General features: G+C 67.2%; 17 protein-coding genes. 4 read left to right on the top strand and 13 right to left on the bottom strand.

The window, feature by feature from the left end; translation table 11 throughout:
• Position 1 precedes the first annotated feature (1 nt).
• Together CLU87_RS21355 and CLU87_RS21350 are read left to right on the top strand one after the other, a co-directional pair.
• Positions 2-979 carry a tripartite tricarboxylate transporter substrate binding protein gene (locus CLU87_RS21355; protein ID WP_056056701.1) on the top strand — a complete coding sequence of 326 codons (978 nt, stop codon included), beginning with the start codon at positions 2-4 and terminating at the stop codon, positions 977-979.
• A 142-nt stretch (positions 980-1,121) separates the two neighbouring features.
• The gene (locus tag CLU87_RS21350; protein WP_099731726.1) at positions 1,122-2,279 is read left to right on the top strand and encodes a DUF3089 domain-containing protein; all 1,158 of its coding nucleotides are present in this window, start codon (positions 1,122-1,124) and stop codon (positions 2,277-2,279) included.
• Positions 2,280-2,327: 48 nt separating this feature from the next.
• On the opposite strand, the gene CLU87_RS21345 is transcribed toward CLU87_RS21350, so the two are convergent.
• The 4 genes from CLU87_RS21345 to CLU87_RS21325 form a co-directional block, all read right to left on the bottom strand.
• The gene (locus tag CLU87_RS21345) at positions 2,328-2,825 is read right to left on the bottom strand and encodes an NUDIX hydrolase (RefSeq protein WP_056743200.1); all 498 of its coding nucleotides are present in this window, start codon (positions 2,823-2,825) and stop codon (positions 2,328-2,330) included.
• A gap of 315 nt (positions 2,826-3,140) precedes the next feature.
• Positions 3,141-3,641 carry a GNAT family N-acetyltransferase gene (locus CLU87_RS21335; protein WP_056742711.1) on the bottom strand — a complete coding sequence of 167 codons (501 nt, stop codon included), beginning with the start codon at positions 3,639-3,641 and terminating at the stop codon, positions 3,141-3,143.
• A 17-nt stretch (positions 3,642-3,658) separates the two neighbouring features.
• On the bottom strand, positions 3,659-4,363 hold the full coding sequence (locus CLU87_RS21330) for a riboflavin synthase (RefSeq protein ID WP_056056705.1): 705 nt from the start codon (positions 4,361-4,363) through the stop codon (positions 3,659-3,661).
• A gap of 77 nt (positions 4,364-4,440) precedes the next feature.
• Entirely contained in the window at positions 4,441-5,796 is a 1,356-nt protein-coding gene (locus tag CLU87_RS21325) for an esterase-like activity of phytase family protein (protein WP_199170861.1), read from the bottom strand.
• Between the two features lie 180 nt (positions 5,797-5,976).
• Here CLU87_RS21325 and CLU87_RS21320 point away from each other — a divergent pair, with 180 nt between their 5' ends.
• Positions 5,977-6,228: a hypothetical protein gene (locus CLU87_RS21320; protein ID WP_056742705.1), complete on the top strand. Its 252-nt coding sequence runs from the start codon at positions 5,977-5,979 to the stop codon at positions 6,226-6,228.
• A gap of 20 nt (positions 6,229-6,248) precedes the next feature.
• On the opposite strand, the gene CLU87_RS21315 is transcribed toward CLU87_RS21320, so the two are convergent.
• The 7 genes from CLU87_RS21315 to CLU87_RS21285 all read right to left on the bottom strand — a co-directional run bounded on the left by CLU87_RS21315 (position 6,249) and on the right by CLU87_RS21285 (position 17,462).
• Entirely contained in the window at positions 6,249-7,967 is a 1,719-nt protein-coding gene (locus CLU87_RS21315; protein ID WP_199170860.1) for an NAD(P)-binding protein, read from the bottom strand.
• An 11-nt stretch (positions 7,968-7,978) separates the two neighbouring features.
• Positions 7,979-8,971: a two-component system response regulator gene (locus CLU87_RS21310; protein WP_056742703.1), complete on the bottom strand. Its 993-nt coding sequence runs from the start codon at positions 8,969-8,971 to the stop codon at positions 7,979-7,981.
• Entirely contained in the window at positions 8,968-12,720 is a 3,753-nt protein-coding gene (locus CLU87_RS21305; RefSeq protein WP_099731724.1) for a PAS domain S-box protein, read from the bottom strand. Before CLU87_RS21305 ends, CLU87_RS21310 begins: the two co-directional genes overlap by 4 nt.
• Positions 12,721-12,842: 122 nt before the next feature.
• Complete coding sequence (locus tag CLU87_RS21300; protein ID WP_056742696.1) at positions 12,843-14,417, bottom strand: polyamine aminopropyltransferase; 1,575 nt, start codon at positions 14,415-14,417, stop codon at positions 12,843-12,845.
• Positions 14,418-14,494: 77 nt separating this feature from the next.
• A complete protein-coding gene (locus CLU87_RS21295; protein WP_015016355.1) occupies positions 14,495-14,713 on the bottom strand; it encodes a DUF350 domain-containing protein in 219 nt (72 codons plus the stop codon).
• A 70-nt stretch (positions 14,714-14,783) separates the two neighbouring features.
• Entirely contained in the window at positions 14,784-16,298 is a 1,515-nt protein-coding gene (locus CLU87_RS21290; protein WP_099731722.1) for a DUF4178 domain-containing protein, read from the bottom strand.
• A gap of 114 nt (positions 16,299-16,412) precedes the next feature.
• On the bottom strand, positions 16,413-17,462 hold the full coding sequence (locus tag CLU87_RS21285) for an SPFH domain-containing protein (RefSeq protein ID WP_099731721.1): 1,050 nt from the start codon (positions 17,460-17,462) through the stop codon (positions 16,413-16,415).
• Between the two features lie 275 nt (positions 17,463-17,737).
• On the opposite strand from CLU87_RS21285, the gene CLU87_RS21280 reads away from it, so the two are divergent.
• Entirely contained in the window at positions 17,738-18,010 is a 273-nt protein-coding gene (locus CLU87_RS21280) for a DUF2061 domain-containing protein (protein ID WP_056056719.1), read from the top strand.
• 218 nt (positions 18,011-18,228) lie between these two features.
• Here the strand turns inward: CLU87_RS21280 and CLU87_RS21275 are convergent, their stop codons facing one another.
• Both CLU87_RS21275 and CLU87_RS21270 read right to left on the bottom strand, forming a co-directional pair.
• Positions 18,229-18,534 (bottom strand): flagellar basal body protein, encoded by a 306-nt coding sequence (locus tag CLU87_RS21275; protein ID WP_015016359.1) that lies wholly within the window; start codon positions 18,532-18,534, stop codon positions 18,229-18,231.
• Positions 18,535-18,628: 94 nt separating this feature from the next.
• Positions 18,629-19,609: a LysR family transcriptional regulator gene (locus tag CLU87_RS21270; protein ID WP_099731720.1), complete on the bottom strand. Its 981-nt coding sequence runs from the start codon at positions 19,607-19,609 to the stop codon at positions 18,629-18,631.
• Between the last annotated feature and the right edge of the window lie 100 nt (positions 19,610-19,709).

Raw genomic sequence — 19,709 nt, 5'->3', positions numbered from 1 at the left:
CATGAACCCCAAAAGAACCCTGCTGCGTTGCGCCTTGGCGCTGGCCACCCTGCCTCTCGCCTTGGGCGCTGCGGCGCAAGACTTTCCGCCCAAGAAGCCCGTCACGCTGGTCGTGGGCTTTGCCGCAGGCGGCGCGGCCGATGCGGCGGCACGGCTCATCGCCAAGAAGCTGGGCGAGAACATCGGCCAGTCGGTGGTGGTGGACAACAAGGGTGGCGCAGGCGGCAACATCGCGCACCAGTTTGTGGCCAATGCGCCCGCCGATGGCTCGGTGCTGCTGCTCGGGTCGGTGGGACCGCTCACCATTGCGCCCCACCTGATGAAGGTGGCCTACGACCCCTTCAAGGACCTGGCCGCCGTGTCGGGCGGGGTGAACTTTCCGAACGTGCTGGTGGTGCACAAGGGCGCGGGCGTGAAGACGCTGGCCGAGTTTGTGCAGCTGTCCAAGAAGAAGCCCGGCAGCGTGGACTTTGCCTCCACCGGCGCGGGCTCGGCATCGCACCTGGCGGGTGAACTGTTCAACCAGCGAGCCGGCATCGACATGACCCATGTGCCCTACAAGGGCGGCGCCCCCGCGCTGCAGGACCTGCTGGGCGAGCGCGTGACCTCGTACTTTGCCGCGCCCCCCACTGCGCTGCCGCATGTGGAGACGGGCAAGCTCATACCGCTGGCCACCACCGGCCTCACGCGTCCGGCCTACCTGCCCAACATCCCTACCGTGGCGGAGTCGGGCTATCCGGGCTTTGAGGCGCTCAACTGGTACGCCTTTGTGGCGCCGGGCAAAACGCCCGCGCCGCTGCTGGACCGCTGGAACCAGGAGATCGTGAAGGTGCTGAACGACCCGGGCGTGAAAGAGGCGCTGAATAAGCACGGCCTCACGCCGCAGCCCACCACACGCGCCGAGCTGACGGCCTTCATGAAGAAGGAATCGACCCAGTGGGCCACCATCATCAAGGAACGCAAGCTGACGGCGGACTGATGGAAGCGGGCGCAGGAGCTGCGGCAGCGGGGGCAGTGGCGCCCGCCCGCCATCCTCGTTTTCCCGGAGGCCGTCACACAGCCGACACCCGCCGCCGCGCCGGGTGCGCAACACTGTGGCAAACCTCCCAGGAGTCCTGTCGATGCATGCCCGCATTTCCTCCCTTTTGACCGTTTTGCTCGGTGCCTTTGCGGTCGCCCCCGCGCTGGCCCAGCCCGCTGCCGCCGCCAACTACGACGCGCCGGATACCTGGCTGTGCCGCCCCGGCCGCGCCGACCTGTGCAGCACCGACCAGACGGTCACCACGCTGGCCGCCGAAGGCCAACGCACGGTGCAGGTGATCAAGCCGCAGGCCGATGCGCCCATCGACTGCTTTTACGTGTACCCCACGATCTCGCAGGACCCCAACCCGCACAGCACGCTGCAACCTGGCCCGGGTGAGCAGCGGGCGGTGGCGCAGCAGTTTGCCCCCTTTGCCTCGGTGTGCCGTCCGTTTGCACCCATGTACCGGCAGATCACGCTGGCGGGGCTGCGCGCGGCCATGTCGGGCAACCCGGCCGGGGTGAACCCGGAGATGGCCATCGAGGACGTGCGCGCCGCGTGGCGGCACTATCTGGCCAATGACAACAAGGGCCGGGGCGTGGTGCTGGTGGGGCATTCCCAGGGCAGCCGCATGCTGCTGGAGTTGCTCAAGCGCGATGTGGACGGCCAGCCGGTGCAGCAGCGCCTGGTGTCGGCCCTGCTGATCGGCTTCAACGTGATGGTCCCTGCGGGTGCGGACACCGGAGGGTCGCTGCCCACGCTGCCCCTGTGCCGTACCGGCGCGCAAACCGGGTGTGTGGTGACATACGCCACGTTCCGCGAGACATCACCGCCGCCCGCGAACTCCCGCTTTGGCCGCAGCAATGCGGCGGGCGCCGAGGTGGCCTGCACGGACCCGGTGCGCCTGAGCGGCCAGCCGCTGCGCAGCATGCTGGCCCGCGAGGCCAACCTGCTGGGGCAGCCCGTGTTGCGTGCGCAATGGGCGCAGGGCCTGGAGGGCGTGAGCACCCCGTTTGTGAGCCTGCCGGGCCTGATGCGTGCAAGCTGTGTGAAGGACGGCCCCGCACACTACCTGGCGCTGGGCCTGGACAGCAATGGGCGTGGCAGCCTGCCCAGCGATGTGCCGGGCGATATCGTGGTCAATGACCGCACTCTGGACGACTGGGGCCTGCACCTGATCGACATGAACGTGGTGATGGGCAACCTGCTGGACCTGGTGCGCCAGCAGGGCGCTGCCTGGAAGGCCAAGGCGAACTAGCGCCTGTTCACACCGGGGGCGGTGCGCAGCCCCGTGCGGCACCAAGGCTTATCGCGCGGTCACGCCGTCCGGCTCGGTCACCGAGATGTCGGTGTGCACCAGCGTCAGCGGAAAGCGCTGGCCCGCCAGGTAGTCCTCCAGGCCGCGCAGCAGCAGCGGGCTGCGGTGGCGCTCGGGGCAGGCGCGGATCTCGTCGGCCGTGAGCCACAGCGTGCGCACGATGCCGGTGTCGAGCGTGCGCCAGTCATGGTGCGTGCCCAGCGTGCCCGCAAACGCAAAACGCATGTAGGTGATGTCGTCCCCCGTGCGCGTCTTGGTGAAGCGGTTGAGGTACACGCCGATCAGCGCCGTGGGCTCGAAGTCGTGGGCGGTTTCTTCCAGCACCTCGCGCGCGCAGGCCTGGATGGGCGACTCGCCCGGGTCCAGGTGGCCGGCAGGGTTGTTGAGCTTGAGGCCGTCGGTGGTTTCTTCCTCGACCAGCAGAAAGCGGCCGTCGCGCTCGATGAGGGCGGCCACGGTGACGTTGGGTTTCCAGCGGTGGGGCATGGCGGGCATTATGACGAGGGCGGGTGACACTGTGCCTACAAGGTCTAAGAACGTGTTTACGATCTCGCAGGGGATCGCGTTGGAGCGCAATCGGGATGAGTGGATGCTTCGGATGCGCCGCATGGGCTCATGCCCATGCAAGCAGCTGGGGCGTCCAATCACCCGATTTCGCTCCAACCCTTCGGGCAGTGGTCTTTGCGGGCGGTCTGCAGCGTTGCGGCGCTTGTGGATAGCCAAGCTATCCACTACGCACAGCGCCTTGCATCCCATCCCGCAAAGACCGCTGCGCGACCTCTGGGAGATCGTCAACACGTTCTAAAGCGCTCGCGCCATGTACACCGCGCCTTCGCCATAGCTGGCCAGGCGGGCCTGCTGGGTGGCGTCCTGCAAGGGGTGCAGCGCATAGCCCTGCCGCTGCCAGTAGGCCTGCGAGCCCTGCACCGAGACCAGCGCGCTGTGCCGCAGCCCCTCGGCGCGGGCCTGCGTCCACAGGGGCTGCAGCAACGCATGGGCCAGGCCTTGCCCCGCATGGGCAGGCAGCACGGCCATGTCGTGCAGGTACAGCGTGTCGGGCGCAGTAGCGGTTTCAAAGTCGCCGTGCAGCGGGGTGACCTTGCCACGCACGCTGCGGTAGGCCGCCAGATAGGCACACACCGTGCCGCCCTGCTCCAGCACCAGCGAACAATTGGCGGGGCTGGCGAGGCGGCGGGCAAACACCTCGCCGCTCTCCACAAACCCCTCGCCATAGCAGGCCAGTTGCACGGCCAGCAGATCGGCCAGGTCGCTCAGCGCCAGCGGGCGCACCACCAGGGACATGAGTGAGCTTGGTTCGATCAGTGCGGCAGCACGGGCGCCTGCACGAAGTCGTCCAGCGACAGGCCCTTTTCCTTCAACAGCGCCTCCAGCACGGGCTGCAGGCGGCCCAGGCTCTCCTGCACGGCCTCTCGCACGGTGTCCACCACCACCTGGGTGCTGCGCTCGATCTCGATGTTCAGGCGGTCGCCCACCTGTTTGTTCTCAAACACGGTGGCGCGGCGGGTCTCGGGGATCATCCAGATCTCGAACCAGCCCTCTTGCCGGTTCACCTCGGCCACCGTGAGGCTGGCGCCGTGGATGGCGATGTAGCCCTTGGCAAAGATGTAGCGGCGAAACGCCTCGGGCACGGCCACGCGCCACACCAGGTTGTTGTCAAACTCGCGCCGCTCGATGAGCGTGCCAGTGAAGTCCACATGGCCCGACAGCGGATGGCCGCCGATCTCGGCACCGTCCTTGGCCGCGCGCTCCACGTTCACGCGGTCGCCCTGGCCGTAGCTGCCCAGCGTGGTGATGTTCAGGCTCTGCAGCATCACGTCGAAGTTGGCCTGCGTGGGCGACAGGATCTCGGTGACCGTGAGGCACACGCCATCGGTGGCCACACTGGCGCCAATGGCCAGGTCCTGGCAGAAGCCCTCAGGGAAATCGAGCGTGAAGGTGCGCAGCCCTGCGCGGTCGTGGATGGCGGCAATGCCTGCCGTGGCTTGGACGATGCCTGTGAACATGGTGGCGCGGCTTGTGGAGCGTTGGAAGGGGAACCGGGAATTTTGCCACCCGGCCCCCACCGCGCGCTGGCGCCGGGTTACTTGGCCCGGAGCAACTCGCCCACTTCGAGCAGCACCAGCTCGTTGTCATCCGCCTTGTTCGGCTCGCGGCTGCTGCTGAAGGGCAGGTTGTTGTCGTTGCCCACCACGATGTGGGTGCTGTCCACGATGTCCACGTTCTCGATGGTGAAGAACGGGAAGGTGAGCACGCCGCTGTTCAGCGGCTTGCGCGCCAGGCGCTGCGGGTCCTGGATGTTCATGAGGTCGATGTAGCCCACCTTGCGGATCTCGCCGCCCACGTTGGCGTCGCTCATCTCCACCTTGTAGACGCGCTTGAACTTGGCCAGGTCGTGGAAGCAGTCCGTGCGCTTCTGGCCCTCGGGGCAGGCTTTGTCGGCCGTGCCTTCGCCGTTGTCGCGCTCGATGATGAGGCCCGTGGTGCCGTCGATCATGTTGAAGTCGCCAATCGCGTGGTGGTTGGCCTCCAGCACGTACTTCCAGTGGCGGCCGGTCCATTGCTCGGTCTTCACGTCAAATTCGAGCACACGCAGGTACTGCTTGCCGCCCACGTTTTCGTACGCCTTGGCGCTGTCGTTCCACAGCGCGCCTTCGAGCAGCGCATAGAGCTTGCTGCCGTCCTTGCTGGAGGCCATGCCTTCGTAGCCCTTGGAGCGCTTGACTTCAAACGGCGTGGGCTTGGCGTCGGGGGCACCGGGCATCAGCACACCGGGCGCATCGGGCGAGCGCACGACCTTGCCGTCCACCTGCGTCTCGAACACGGCCAGCACCTTGCCGTTCAGGTCGGCCTTGATGAGGAAGGGGCCAAACTCTTCGCCGATCCACAGTGCGCCACCGGCGAACTGGAAACTCTCGGGGTCGAAGTCGGCGCCGGTCAGGTAGCGCTTGTCGGTGCCTTCGTGGGTGATGCGAAACGGCACCTTCTTGTCGGGGTCGTGCAGGAAGAGGGTCTTGAGGCGGTTGAACTGGCCGCTCTTGAAGTCCACGGTGTAGTGGCTCAGGTGCAGCATGAAGTCGGGCGAGTTGGCCTTGGAGCCCGCGCCGTTGTCGGTCAGGATCCAGAACGAGCCGTCGGCCATGCGCTTGATGCCCGAGTGGCCCTGGAGGGGCTGGCCCTGGAACGGCAACGACACACCCGTGTCGCGGCCGCCCGACTGGCCCATCACGCTGCCCACGGCGTCCACACGGCGGGGGGTGGTGAACTTGCCGGCCACCTGCAGGTCTTGCGGCGCGTCCTTGGGCGCGGCAACCACGGTGAGGGCTGGCATCACGGCGTGGCCGGCCAGGGTGGCGGGGTAGGCCTGCTGGGCGATGGCGGGGGTGGCGGCAGCGCACAGCAGCGCTGCGCAGGCGGCAATTTGGGACAGTCGGGACATGGTGGTCAAGGGGAAGAGAGCCAAAACCGTGAACGATGCCGCCGCCCTGTGACACCGCCATGAAAAGCGGTTCTCCGACGCCCCCACCAGGCAACGCCGAATCGGGCACATGCACGGACCTTTTGCCGCTGGCAGGGATCACACCTGCCTCACCCCACCCGCACGGCCTGCGCACCCGCCATGGAAACCCTCTCTGCACTGCAATCCCTCGGCCTGGAGCTGCCCAGCCCGGCCTACATCGTGGGCGCCATCCTGTTTGGCCTGATCGGCATGGCGGCGTACTGGCACGGCAAGCGTGCGCAGCAGCCGCGCACCCGCTGGTGGGGCGTGGCGTTGATGTTTTATCCCTACGTGGTCTCGGCCACTTGGCTGCTGTACGCCGTGGGCGTCGCGCTGTGCCTGGGGCTGTGGTGGGACGGGCAGCGCGGCTAGGGATCCTCTGCACCAAGGAATCAACTGGCGGCGGCCACCAGCCCCGCGCCGTGCCCGCGCGTGAAGGCCTCTTCAAACACCGAATACCCCGACCAGTCGGCATGCGCAAACGCCAGCCGCGCGGTGGTGGGCGTGGGCAGCCAGGCGGAACGCTCACCATTTGATAGCACCTTGGGCATGAAAGTCTTGCGCTCGAGGCCGATTTGGCTCAAAAACTGCTGCAAACCCGGTGTGGGGATGGACATGGCGTGCCCATAGCGGGTGATGTCCACGCGCGTGGCGCGCTGGCGCAGGTCGGGGTGGGGCACGGCCAGGGCGGCCAGGGCGGCGTCTGCCCAGTGCTGCCAGGGCTGGGTGGCCAGTTGCTGGCGGCCGTCCGCCCGGTCGCCCAGCGCCTGGTAGTAGGTGAGCACGGTGGGGCCGGCCAGCGTGGCACGGGTGTCCAGGCGCTGGTGGCCGGCGTTCACATAGCCCAGGCCCCCCGCCGTGGGGTCGGCATACAGGACGTTGTCCCAGGCCGGCGCAGCGCCGGGGCGGTCGGTGAGCGGACTTTGGATGTGGATGTTGGCCACCAGCCAGGGCGCCCACGACAGACGCTGGGCCGCCCCGGTGAGGAAGGCAGGCGGGTTCTGCACCACGCGCGCCGCCACGAAGACGGGCAGCGCCACGATGCAGCGTGGCGCCTGCCAGCGCTCCACGCTGTCGGTGGCGTGATTGAACGCATCCACCTCCACGCCGTGGCGGCCTTCGGTGATGCGCAGCACGCTGGTGCCGGTGCGCAGCTGGCCGCCGCCGTGGGACGTGTTGGCCAGCGGCTCGGCCAGGCGCCGGGTGATCCAGCCATTGCCCTCGGGCCAGGTGAGCACGCTTTCGCGGGCTTCGTCCACGGCCTCGCCGGGCGCATGAAAGCCATGGCGGCTGGCAAAGTAGTGGATGCCCGCCCAGGCCGAGACGCGGTCGGCACCGGCGCCGTAGTCGTCGCGGCAGCAGTAGTCCAGGTACCAGCGCAGGTGGGCATCGTCCAGCCCTTCCTGCGCCAGCCAGGCGGCAAACGTCATCGCGTCCAGCGCCTGCTGGCTGGGCGCCAGTGGGCGCTTGGCGGCCCACAGCTTGAGTACGGGCATGGCAAACCGGGCGGCGCGGGCCTGCGCGTCCACGGCCTGGGCAAAGCGGCGGTACTGCGCCAGCGTGGCCTCGCCCACGCCCTGCACGGGCAGCAGGCCGTCCTGCCACTCGCCATCGAAGTACAGGCGCTCCTGCGGGCTGTGGCACAGGTGGCGTTCGTCGTACTGCCAGCGCCCGGCCACGCGCTGGCGCAGGCCCAGCTCCTCCAGCAGGTCCTGCACCTCGCGCGCGTCGTCGCCCGGCACAGGCAGGTAGTGCGCGCCCTGCGGGCAGGTGATGCCGTTGACGGCGGTGCCCCGGCTGTTGCCGCCTGCGGTGTCTTCCAGCTCCAGCAGCGCAAAGTCCTGCACGCCCGCCAGGCGCAGCGCGCGCGCGGCGGCCAGCCCCGCCACGCCACCACCGGCAATGATGACCTGCGCACGGCGCACCACGGCAGGCTCGGGCCAGGTGCCGCGCGCCAGCCACTCACGCAGCTGGTGGCCGCGCGCCATGTCGATGCCGGTAAAGCTGCCTTCCAGCGGCGGCACGGCGTGGTCGCACCCGCCCAGCGCAGCCGTGGCCAGGGCGGCGGCGCCCGCCACGAACTGGCGGCGCTGCAGGGTCCAGGGGGTCATGCGGTCACGCCTCAATCGGCCCAGCGGGCGCGGATCTCGAGCAGCTGCGGCACCAGCGGGGCGAACAGCGCCACCAAAGCGGGGTCGAAGTGTTTGCCGGCCTGCGCTGCAATGTGGTCCAGCGCATCCTGCACGGGCCAGGGCTCCTTGTAGGGGCGGCGGGTGGTGAGCGCATCGAACACATCGGCCACCGCCACGATGCGCGCCGACACCGGTATGGCCTCGCCCGCCAGGCCGCGCGGGTAGCCGCTGCCGTCCCACTTTTCGTGGTGGGCCAGCGCAATCTCGCGGGCCAGCTGCAGCACGCCGGACGGGTGCTCGCCAATGATCTCGGCGCCGATCTCGGGGTGGCGGCGCATGGTGTCCCACTCATCGGCGTTCAGCGGGCCGGGCTTGCGCAGCACGGCGTCGGGGATGCCGATCTTGCCCACGTCGTGCATGGGCGCGGCGTTGAGCAGGTCTTCGGCCCAGGCCGGGCTGTGGCCGGCAGCCAGGGCCAGCAACTGGGCAAAGTGGCTCATGCGGATCACATGCATGCCGGTTTCGTTGTCCTTGTACTCGGCCGCGCGGCCCAGGCGCTGCACGATCTGCAGGCGGGTTTCACGCAGCTCGTCCATGCGCACCAGCGACAGGTGGGTGCGCACCCGCGCGCGCACCACGGGCGGGCTGACGGGCTTGGTGATGTAGTCCACCGCGCCCGCGTCAAACCCGGCAGTTTCGTCCTGGCTGTCGGTGAGGGCGGTGATGAAGATCACCGGGATGGAGGCGGTGGCGGCATCGGCCTTGAGCGCGCGGCACACGGCATAGCCGTCCAGGTTCGGCATCATGATGTCGAGCAGCACCAGGTCGGGCCGCTGCTCGCGCGCCACCTGCAGCGCACGTTCACCGTCGGTGGCAAACAGCAGGCGGTAGTCGGACTGCAGGATGTGGCGCAGCACCTGCAGGTTGGTGGGCTCGTCGTCCACCAGCAACAGGCGGGGCCGCTGGTCAGGGGCCGGTGTCATGCGGGGTTCTCCAGGGGTTCGTCCAGCCAGTGCGTGCGCAGCTGCTGCAACTGCACCCCGGCCTGGTCAAAGTCAAAGCGGTCGATGGCCTCTTGCAGGCGCTCGGTGGCATCTGCAGGCAGCAGCTGCACCAGCAGGTCCAACGGCGGCTGGGCCAACTCGGACTGTGCCAGGGCCTGCTGCAGCGCCTGCGCGGCGTCCCGGGCCTGCTGGCGTTGGTCTGCGGTCAGCGGTGCGTGCTGGCCCACGCCGGGGGCGGGCGCTGCGGCGGCCTCGGCCTCGTGGGCCAGGGCCTGCTCCACGGCCTGCAACGCGGCGGGCAGGGCGGCCACCAGCGGCTGCAGAGCCGTGCGGTCCAGGCTGTGGGCGGCTTCCTCGATGCGCTGCGCCAGCGTTTGCAGCGGGCCCAGCGCCAGGTTGCCTGCCGCACCACGCAGGCGGTGGGCCAGCGCACGGGCAGCGTCCATGTCGGGCTGCGCCACCAGGGCCTGCAAGGTGGCGGGGGTGGCGGCATGGTCGGTCAGCAGGCGCGCTACGGCATCGCGCAGCAGCGCACGCTGGCCCCAGAGGCGGGTGCCACGCTCCCAGTCCACCGCGGCGATGGTGGCGTGGGGGACCGGTGGTATGTCGGTGGCGCGCGTCAAGGTCTGCAGGCTGCTCCACCCCGATGTGGCGGTGTCGGGCTGCAGATGCAGCACGCGGGCGATCTCGCGGAACAGGCGGGCGGGCTCCAGCGGCTTGCTTGCAAAACCGTCCATGCCCGCAGCGCGTGCGTTGCGCCGGTCCTGCTCCAGCACGCTGGCCGACAGGGCGATCACCGGCACCGGCTTGCGCCGTTGCGCCTGCTCGAACGCGCGGATGCGGCGCGTGGCCTCCAGGCCGTCCATGCCGGGCATCTGCAGATCCATCAGCACCACGTCAAAGCGCCCGGCCTCGTAGGCGGCGACAGCGCTTTCGCCATCCCGCGCCACGGTCACATGGTGGCGCCCCCGGTCCAGGTGGATCTGCAGCAGCTCGATGTTGGCCGGCACATCGTCCACCACCAGCATTCGCAGCGGCGGCAACTGCACCGCATGGCTCACGGTGGCCACTGCCGCCGTCGCCTGGCCCACCGGCAAAGGTACACACACGGTGAACGTGGTGCCCACACCCAGGGTGCTGCGCACGCTGATGCTGCCACCCATCAGCTCCACCAGCTGGCGCGAGATGGTGGTGCCCAGGCCGGTGCCGCCGAACTGCCGGGTGGTGGATGCGTCGGCCTGCGCAAAGGGGTCGAAGATGCGCTCCAGGTGCTGCGCCGCGATGCCGATGCCCGTGTCCTCCACCTCCATCACCAGCGTGCCGTCGTGGTAGTCCAGCCGCAGCAGCACATGGCCGCGCTCGGTGAACTTGAGCGCGTTGCCCAGCAGGTTGAGCAGCACCTGCTGCAGGCGCAGCGCATCGCCCCGCAGGTAGGGCGGCACCCGGTCGTCCGTCAGGCACTGCAGCGCGAGCCCCTTCTTGCCCGCATGGATGCGCAGCGAGGCAAGGATCTGGTCGCACACCTCTTGCAGCGAGAAGTCCGCAATCTCCAGCTCGACCGCGCCTTTTTCCAGTTTGGCGGTGTCCAGGATGTCATTGAGCAGGCGCAGCATGGAGCGCGCCGCATGCTGCACCGTGCCCAGGTGGCGGCGCTGCTGCGCGTCCATGGGGGTGTCAAGCAGTGCCTCGGTGAAGCCGATGATGGCGTTCATGGGCGTGCGGATCTCGTGGCTCATATTGGCCAGGAAGGTGCTGCGCGCGGCTGCGGCCTGCTCGGCACGCTCCTTGGCGGCCCGCAGCTCTTGCTCCATGGCACGGCGCTGGGTGAGGTCGGTCGCAAACTTGACGACCTTGAACGGCTGGCCTTGCGCGTCGAAGATGGGGTTGTAGGTGGCCTGGATCCAGATGCGCCGCCCGTCCTTGCCCAGTCGCTGATATTCACCGCCATCGAGCTGGCCAGCTCGCAGTTGCTCCCAGAACTGCGCGTACGCCTCGGTCTGCGCGTAGGCGGGCTCGCAGAACATGCGGTGGTGCTGGCCCACGATCTCTTCCAGCCGGTAGCCCATGAGTTCTCGAAAGTTGGCGTTGGCGTTGAGCACATGGCCCTGCATGTCGAACTCCACCACCGCGAGCGCGCGGTTGATGGCGCGCACCGTGCTCTCGAACTCGGCGTTGCGCTCGCGAAAGACGGTCATGTCCATGATGACGCCGTCGATCCACAACACCTGGCCATCATCGCCGGCCACGGGGCGGCCGCTTTCCGACACCCAGCGCAGGCGCCCGTCACGGTCCCGCAGGCCAAACTCCACGTGGTAGGGCCGGTGCTCCTGGATGGCCATGGAGACTTCCGCCCACAGGCGGTCCACCTCTTCGGGCAGCGTGAGCTGGGTGAAGTTGATACGGCCGTCCAGAAAGTCCTGCGGCAACCAGCCCGTGAGTGCGGTCACCGCATCGCTGATGAACAGCATGGTCCAGTCGGCATCGTGGCGGCATCGGAAAGTGACGCCCGGAATGTTGGCCATGAGCGAGCGCAGGCGCTGCTCGCTGGCCTGCAGCTCCTGCTCCATGGCGCGGCGCTGTGTCAGGTCGCTGATGAAGCCCACGAACACCGGCGCGCCATCCAGCGGCACGCGGCCTATGGAGATGCGAATGGGCACGGTACTGCCATCCGGCCGCAAAGCCAGCACCTCGCGGCTGTTGGCGCCGACCACGCCACCGCCCTGGCCTTGCAGGTAGCGCTGCAGGTAGGTGTCGTGGCGCGAGCGGTCGGGCTCGGGCATGAGCATGGACACGTTCTGGCCCACCACTTCGTCGGGACGCCAGCCCAGGATGCGCTCGGCCGCTGCGTTGAAGGACTGCACACGGCCCTGCGCATCGATCATCACCATGCCGTCCACGGCGGTGTCGGCAATGGCGCGCAAGCGGGACTCGCTCTGGCGCATCTGCAGGAACATCTGCCGGTAACGCAAGCCCGCGTTGATGGCGATCACCAGCAGCCCGATACCCGACGCCACTGCAGCAACGGCCAGTGCCAGGGGCGCGCCATCGGCCGCAGTCAGCAGTTCCAGCTCGTTGGGGGCGTCAATGAAACGCAAGGCCGCCATGCCGGTGTAGTGCATGCCCGCAATCGCCAGCCCCATGACCACACCGGCCACCGCATTGAGCCACCGGGCGCGCCAACGCACCACGCGCTCCAGCCCAAACCGCACCCACAGGGCCACGATGGCCAGCAACACGGCCACCAGCACCGAGGCGGCAAACCCCCAGGGGTCGTACCGCATGACAGGCGCCCACTGCGATGCTGCCATGCCGATGTAGTGCATGGCGCCAATGCCAGCGCCCACCAGCACCCCACCCACCACCAGGGCGGAGCGGCTGATCTCGCGGCGCATCAGCAAGCCCAGCGCCACCCACGACGCGCCCACGCTGGGCAGCAGGGACAGCACGGTGGTCCACGCATCAAACTGGCCCCGCGCGCACACCGTGAAGGCCAGCATGCCGATGAAGTGCATGGACCAGATGCCGCCGCCCAGCGCCATCGCCCCGGACCCCCGCGCCATCTGGCGCATGAACCGGGTGTCGGCGCGGCGGGCCAGACCCGCCATCTGCAGCGCCAGCACGGAGGCCAGCACCGCCATGCCCACCGACAGCGTCACCAGCCAGGGATCGTGCTGCGCCCAAAGCAGCGGATAGGGCTGTGCGTCAGAAAGGAAAAAAAGGTCCAGCATCGGGGGCGCCCACGGCGATCAGGTCTTGACAGCTTTGTAGCCGATTGTGCTGCCCATGCCAGCGGGCAGAACCCTTGCAAATTGCTCGGCGAATGCCTGTTGGGGCCCTGGCAAACGGCGACTCAATGCGCCACCACCTTGCCCCATTCGCGCTCGTAGCTGTGCACCAGCGCCTGGTTGGACAGGCGGTTCACGTCGGCCGGCACCCGCGCCATGTCGAGCGGAAAGTCGAACAGCAGGGGCAGCGACGGGGCGCTCAGGAACCGGAGCCCGGGTGGCAGGGCGTCGGGCAGGCGCCACGGCCTGCGGCTGGCGATGACATAGCCCCATTCGCCAAAGCTGGGCACATGGGCGTGGTACGGCGCTGTCGAGAGGCCCACGGATTCGATGGTCTGCACCACCGTCCAGAAGCTCTGGCGCGCCACCAGCGGCGAGGTGGTCTGCACCACGGCGTAGCCACTGGCCGCCAGCCGCTTGTCCAGCAACGCATAAAAGCTGTTGGTGTATAGCTTGCCGATGGAGAAGTTGGTGGGATCGGGGAAGTCCACCACGATCACGTCAAAAAGGTCCGTCCCCTGCTGCAGCCACCCAAAGGCATCGGTGTTGACGATGGTCACCTTGGGGTTTTGCAGCGCGTGGCCGTTGAGCTTTGCCAGCGTGGGGTTCTCGCTGAAGATGCGCGTCATGGCCGGGTCCAGCTCGACCAGGGTGACGGACTCGACCGAGGGGTACTTGAGGATCTCGCGCACCGCCATGCCGTCGCCGCCGCCCAGCACCGCCACCCGCTTGGGCGCCCCATGCGCGGCCATGGCGGGGTGCACCAGAGCCTCGTGGTAGCGGTATTCGTCGGACTCGGAGAACTGCAGGTTGCCGTTGAGGTACAGCCGGTGGCCATAGCGGCCCTGCGTGACCACAATGCGCTGGTAGGGCGTGGCCGTGGTGAAGATGATGCGGTCCTGGTAGAACTTGTCTTCGGCAAAGCTCGTGATCTGCTCAGACCCCGCCAGTCCCGCCAGCAGCAGGCCCACCACCATCAGGCAGGCGAACAAATGGGCTTGGAGGCGCCGCAGCTCATGCCGGAACAGCCACACCGCCCACAGCGCCACTGCGGCATTCATCAGCCCGAACAACAACCCGGTGCGGATAAGCCCCAGGTGCGGCACCAGCAGCAGCGGAAACGCCAGCGACACCGCCAGCGCGCCCAGGTAGTCGAACGTGAGCACCTGCGAGACAAGGTCCTTGAGCACCACGTTGCGTTTGAGGATGCGCATGACCAGCGGAATCTCCAACCCCACCAGCGTGCCCACCATCAGCACCATGCCGTACAGCAGGAACCGGAACGCACCCGGCGCATACGCATTGGCGAGGAACAGCGTGGCTGGCAGCGCGCCGCCGATCAGCGCCACCAGCAGCTCGATGCGCAGGAAGTGCGCGGGCAGCTGCCGCTCGAAGTAACGCGACAGCCACGACCCCAGGCCCATGGCAAACAGGTAGGTGCCGATGATGGTGCTGAACTGCAGCACCGAGTCGCCCAGCACATAGGAGGCCAGCGCCCCGGCGGCCAGCTCGTACAGCAGGCCGCAGGCTGCCACCACAAACACGCTGATGAGCAGCGCGATGTCGATGGGGCGGGGGCCAGAGGATGGGGGCGGCACCGCAGGCGCGGGCGCGACGGGAGACGGGGTGGGAGACGACAAGGCAGCGGTCAGCGCACCCTGCCGGGTGCGCCGCTTCGTTCATTCAGGCGGTAGGGGCTCGAAAACGCGTCAATGCGTCAATGGATGGCAGCCGCCACGATGATGCTGATGCCCAGGCACATCGCGGCCACCACCAGGCCCAGGGCCTGGTTCTGCTTTTCGACGATCTCGCGCCACAGGTCATAGGGCGTGATCTTGTCCACGATGACAAAGGCCAGCCAGAAGATGATGACGCCAATGATGGCGTAGAGGATGGACCCGAGAAATGCCGCGGGTTTGAGCCATTCGAATCCCATCATGGTGTGATCTCCTTGAAACGTGGTGTCGGTGAGTGTGGCTGGCGGATGAACAGAAGCAAGCGCCGCACTACTTGTGGCTGCCGCCCGACGAATATCCGCCGTACGAGCCCCCCGAGCTTCGGTAGCTGGAGGACGAGGAACAGTTTTCGACCCGGGGATCGCAGCTGGAGCAACGGCTGAGCAAGATGAGCAGGATCAGGATCACCACGGCGATGATGATGATGGTGCCGCAGCCCAGGCCGGATTTGGCCACGAACGGGCCAGGGTCGTCGCGCTGGAGCACATCTTTCTTGTCGTCCAGCTTGAACGCCTTGGCCACCGTGTCGCTGGACAGCTTGTCCCCCGCAGACCAGGTGATCTCGTTCGGGCTCTGCTCCATCGACAGCAGGCCCTTGGCGCTCGCAAAGTCGCGGTTGGTGGTCTTCTGGCCGCGCGTGACCTGCCAGTAGAACTCGCCCAGCACATAGGTGGTCTCGGCCTCGTAGGTGTACTTGAGGTCGTACTTGGTGCCCATGTACGTGGCGGAGCGACCCGTGGCTGCCATCTGCGGCGCGCCGGTGGTGGGGCGCACCATGCTCCAGCCTTCTTCGGAATCGACCAGGAACGCGAAGCCACGCTTCTGGTTGTAGAGAAGGTATTCGCTCCAGCCAAAGTGCTCGTCATCGCCGGGCTCCACGCCCATCCGGTGCTGAAAGCCCACCACCTGCCAGTGCACGCCCTGCAGCTGCCCCTTGCTGCCCAGCGGGATCAGGGGCTGGACGGGTTCGTCCTGCTCCGCCGAGCGCAACTCTCCGCCCACGCCACTGTCCAGGCTGATGATGCTGGCGCACGAGCCGCAGGTGATGCTCTTGGAGGTGGACAGCTGTACCTGCACCGGCGCACCGCAGTGCGGGCAGTTGAACTGGCGGCCTTTTTCGTCCTTGGCCGATTCGTCCTTCAGACCCTGCAGCTGCAGGTCTTCCAGGAGCACTGCCTTGCCACGCTCCACATTGGGCGGGGTGTGGCCGTAGTCGATGCTGACCACTTCGCCGTCGGCACTGCGCAACTCGACCATGCCGAAGGGCTGGCCCAGCGGCGGTAGTTTGGGCAGCTCGCCCTGGGCCGAGATCAGCTGTGCCTGGCCGGTGTAGGCCACGCTGTAGGGTTTGCCGTTGATGGCCGTGGTGGTGCCGATGCGAAAGCGCTCGGGCGCAGGCATCTCGCGGCCGGGGTCGATGGGCCTGGTGAAGACATAGGCACCGTTGTCTTCGCCCAGCGTGGCCAGCGTGCCGTCATTCAGAAAGGCCGCCCATTCGGTCCACACGCCCGCGTCGCCCTTGTATTGCAGGCGGCCGATGAGGGTGAAGGGAATGTCCTTGCCGTCGAGCTGGATGCGCCCGCTGGCCATGAGCTGCAGCGGGCTGTGGTCGTCGAACAGCTCGGCCATCTTGCCCAGGCGCGTGAGCACATCGCCACTGCGCACGACGGTGCTCTGGCAGTAGCCGCAGACGGCATGGGTGGACTGCGCGCTCTTGAACTCCACCGGCGCGCCACAGCCGGGGCAGGGCGCGCGGTAATAGCGCTGGGTGGGGTCGGTGGCCATCGTGTGGAGTGTTCTGCCCGCGCCGCGCTAAACGGCTTTGAAGCCCTATTGGCCTCTAGCGCCTATCCCTCCAGCGCAAGCAGCTATTTTTATGATAGCAATCGATCCGATCGATCAGACGAGCTTCTTGAGCAGTTCGGCCTTCTTGGCGTCGAACTCTTCCTGCGTGAGGATGCCCTTGGACTTGAGCTCGCCCAGCTTCTCCAGCGTGGCCATCACGTCTTCGGGCTTGACGCCCACTGCAACGGCCGCCGCTGCGGGCGCTGCCTGGGCTGCTGCACCGCCGCCTTGCAGGCCCTGCTGCAGGTTCTGCGCCAGCACCTGGCCCAGCGCCACACCCGCGCCCAGACCCATGGCGTCACCCGCCACTCCGCCACCGTTGCCCGCGCCCTCGGCAAATTTGGGGATGGCCTGCGCCGTCTGGTACTGCATGAATTTGGCCATGTCGTTGCCAACCATGCCCATGCCGATCTTCTGGTCGAGGATCTTCTGCAGCTCTTCGGGCAGCGAGACGTTCTGCACCGTGAGGGACTCGATCAAGATGCCCAGCTTGGCGAAGATGGGCGCCAGCTCCTTGGTCAGCGCATCGGCAAACATGACCTGGTTGGCCGCCAGGTCCAGGAACGGCAGGCCGCTACCGGCAATGGCGTTGCTGATGTTCTGCAATACCAGGCCACGCAGCTGGCCTTCCAGGTCGGCCACGGGGTAGGACTCGCGCGTGCCCGAGATTTCGGTGTGGAACAGCTTGGGGTCGGCGATACGGAAGGCGTAGTTGCCGAACGCGCGCAGGCGCACGGCGCCAAAGTCCTTGTCGCGGATCGTGATGGGCTGGGGTGTGCCCCACTTCTGGTCGATCTGCTGGCGTGTGCTGAAGAAGTACACATCGCTCTTGAAGGGGGACTCAAAGAGCTTGTCCCAGTTCTTCAGGTACGTGAGCACCGGCAGCGTCTGCGTGGTGAGCTTGTAGGTGCCGGGGCCAAACACGTCGGCCACCTGGCCTTCGTTCACGAAGATGGCCATCTGCGACTCGCGCACCACCAGCGTGCCGCCGTTCTGGATTTCCATGTCGCGCATGGGGAAGCGCCAGGCCAGCGTGCCGTCCCCCTCTTCGGTCCACTGAATGATGTCAATGAACTGTTTCTTGATGAAGTCCATGAGGGCCATGTGTGCTCCCAAAGCAAAAGAGGGGGTTGAAAAGAGCGGCCATCATAGCAACGGGGGCTTTGGTGGCAGCGGCTTTTTTCAGTGGCGGAACGTGAACTAGTTCACGCGCAGAACCAGTCTGTTTGGGATAGGCGCTGTGGCGCTTTGCAAGGCGTCATTGGATAGCGGCTATCTGCGCCTTAGCGATGATCAATTGGCTTTCGCTATTGCGAATCACTACCATTCAACCATCCCTGCTGCACCGCTGCAGGCTCTGTTGAACCAAGGAGTCCGCCATGTCCCTCATCCGCCGCGTTGCCCGCCAGAACCAAACCATGCTGATGAAGACGGGCAGCTACTACCTCATCCACATCTGCGTGGCCGCTCTGGTGGCCTATGCCGTCACCGGCAACCTGTGGGCCTCGCTCACACTGAGCCTGCTGGAGCCCACGGTGCAGGCGGTGGCCTTCTTCTTCCATGAAAAGGCGTGGGACCGGGCTGGTCGGCGCGCTGCACGCCAAAGCGCTACCCCATCGCCCCACAGCAATCCCGCCATCCAGGGCGCCTGAACAAACTCACGACAAGGAGCACCGCCATGTACGCCATTCCACTGCGCAGCCGCACCGCCACGGGCTTGGCCTTTCAACGCTGGCTGGTCCAGCGCCTGGCGGGGCTGGCCGATACCAACTGATAACGGGCAGTCCTCTCTGCCTGCGCCAGAAACGAACATGCCCCGGCCAGCGGGGCATGGGGGTGGGAACACAAACAGGCGCGGAATGGACAGCGCTCAGGCTTTCACATCCAGCAAGGAGCCCATCATTTCGTCCTGCGTCTTGATGGTCTGCAGATTCGCCTTGAACGCGTAGGTGGCCGACATCTGCTCCACCGCCTCTTGCTCCAGCGCCACGCCCTTGGCGTCCTGTTCGCGCTGCACGGTGGCTCGCACGCCGGCGCTTTCGGCCACTTCTTCTTGTGCAACCACCTCGCGGCGGTAGCCGGGGGTGTTCATGTTGGCCACGTTGTTGGCCGACGCGTCCAGCCGCAACTGGGCGGCCTGGAGGCCTGAACTGCCGATGGAGGAAATGCTGGCCATGGGCGCTGCTCCCGATGTCACACAATGTTGCAAAGAAGGTGAATTGTCCGCCGCGCCGCGGCAGCTGGCAAGCCGCAGCCCCGCAATACCCCTGTCAGCGACCGGGCCGGTGCGCATCCTCCAGGCATTGCGCAAACGCCTGCGCCGCGCGGGCGGGGGCGGGGGAGCGGCGCATCAGGCTCACAAACTGGCAGTGGTAGTGGAACAGCGACGGGTTCACCGCCTGCATGCGGCCCTGGCGCTCGAAGGCCTCGGCGTAGTGGTCGGGCAAGAACCCGAGAAAGCGGCCCGACAGGATCAGCGTGGCGATGGACTCCTGGTCAAACCCCGTGGCCGCACGCTGCAGCCGGGCCTGGTGGCTCAACTCCATATTGGGCGAGTGGTAGCCCAGCCCCGCAAACTGGTAGCCGCGCACGGCATGCCAGTCGGCCGGAGGCGATGACGCCCCAAACAGCGGGTGGCCCGCGCCGCAGTACAGCAGCATGGTCTCGCCAAACAGGTCGGCGTAGGCCAGGCTTTGCGAGCTGCGGTGCGCGGGGATGATGCCCACCTGGTAGCTGCCGTCGATCACACCGCGCTCGATGGCGTTGATGGAGCCCACATGCAGTTGCAGTTGCACATCGGGGGCCTGGGCGGTGAAGGCGGCAATCGCCTCGCCAATGCGGGCGGCCGGGTTGCTGGCGGTTTTGTCGAACACCGCCACGGCCAGCTGCCCGCCCATGCGCGAGTGGATGTCGTCCACGCTGTCGCGAAAGCTGCGCACCGAGGCCAGCAGGCGCAGGGTTTCGTCATACACCCGCTGCCCCTCGGCCGTCAGCGCAAACCCCGCCCGCCCCCGGCGGCACAGCGTGAGGCCCAGGCGGGCTTCCAGGTCCTTGATGTGGCGGCTGACGGTGCTGGTGCCGATGTTCAGCTCCAGCTCGGCGGCCGACATGCCGCCGCACTCCACCACGCTCTTGAACACCTGCAGAAGGCGCAGGTCCATGTCGCTGAGCTGGCCCAGCACGGCGCGGTGTTTGCCCGGTACTGCGGGCACTGAAGCTTGGGGGGATGGAACCGGGTCTTTTACTTGCATAAATCGTCAAGTAAACATTGATATTGGATTATTTGAGAGATTAACAGGCAGCGCAACAATGCCTTACGTCAAGCCCCAGGCCGCTGGGGCTGTCTGCTTT

Origin of the sequence: Acidovorax sp. 59, assembly GCF_002754175.1 — a bacterium.
Lineage (GTDB): Bacteria > Pseudomonadota > Gammaproteobacteria > Burkholderiales > Burkholderiaceae_C > Acidovorax > Acidovorax delafieldii.
This window is presented reverse-complemented; position numbering and strand designations above follow the sequence as displayed.

Coding starts and splice junctions, on each gene's coding strand:
- CLU87_RS21355 (WP_056056701.1), top strand. CDS start 2: ATGAACCCCAAAAGAACCCTGCTGCGTTGCGCCTTGGCGCTGGCCACC.
- CLU87_RS21350 (WP_099731726.1), top strand. CDS start 1,122: ATGCATGCCCGCATTTCCTCCCTTTTGACCGTTTTGCTCGGTGCCTTT.
- CLU87_RS21345 (WP_056743200.1), bottom strand. CDS start 2,825: ATGCCCCACCGCTGGAAACCCAACGTCACCGTGGCCGCCCTCATCGAG.
- CLU87_RS21335 (WP_056742711.1), bottom strand. CDS start 3,641: ATGTCCCTGGTGGTGCGCCCGCTGGCGCTGAGCGACCTGGCCGATCTG.
- CLU87_RS21330 (WP_056056705.1), bottom strand. CDS start 4,363: ATGTTCACAGGCATCGTCCAAGCCACGGCAGGCATTGCCGCCATCCAC.
- CLU87_RS21325 (WP_199170861.1), bottom strand. CDS start 5,796: ATGTCCCGACTGTCCCAAATTGCCGCCTGCGCAGCGCTGCTGTGCGCT.
- CLU87_RS21320 (WP_056742705.1), top strand. CDS start 5,977: ATGGAAACCCTCTCTGCACTGCAATCCCTCGGCCTGGAGCTGCCCAGC.
- CLU87_RS21315 (WP_199170860.1), bottom strand. CDS start 7,967: ATGACCCCCTGGACCCTGCAGCGCCGCCAGTTCGTGGCGGGCGCCGCC.
- CLU87_RS21310 (WP_056742703.1), bottom strand. CDS start 8,971: ATGACACCGGCCCCTGACCAGCGGCCCCGCCTGTTGCTGGTGGACGAC.
- CLU87_RS21305 (WP_099731724.1), bottom strand. CDS start 12,720: ATGCTGGACCTTTTTTTCCTTTCTGACGCACAGCCCTATCCGCTGCTT.
- CLU87_RS21295 (WP_015016355.1), bottom strand. CDS start 14,713: ATGGGATTCGAATGGCTCAAACCCGCGGCATTTCTCGGGTCCATCCTC.
- CLU87_RS21290 (WP_099731722.1), bottom strand. CDS start 16,298: ATGGCCACCGACCCCACCCAGCGCTATTACCGCGCGCCCTGCCCCGGC.
- CLU87_RS21285 (WP_099731721.1), bottom strand. CDS start 17,462: ATGGCCCTCATGGACTTCATCAAGAAACAGTTCATTGACATCATTCAG.
- CLU87_RS21280 (WP_056056719.1), top strand. CDS start 17,738: ATGTCCCTCATCCGCCGCGTTGCCCGCCAGAACCAAACCATGCTGATG.
- CLU87_RS21275 (WP_015016359.1), bottom strand. CDS start 18,534: ATGGCCAGCATTTCCTCCATCGGCAGTTCAGGCCTCCAGGCCGCCCAG.
- CLU87_RS21270 (WP_099731720.1), bottom strand. CDS start 19,609: ATGCAAGTAAAAGACCCGGTTCCATCCCCCCAAGCTTCAGTGCCCGCA.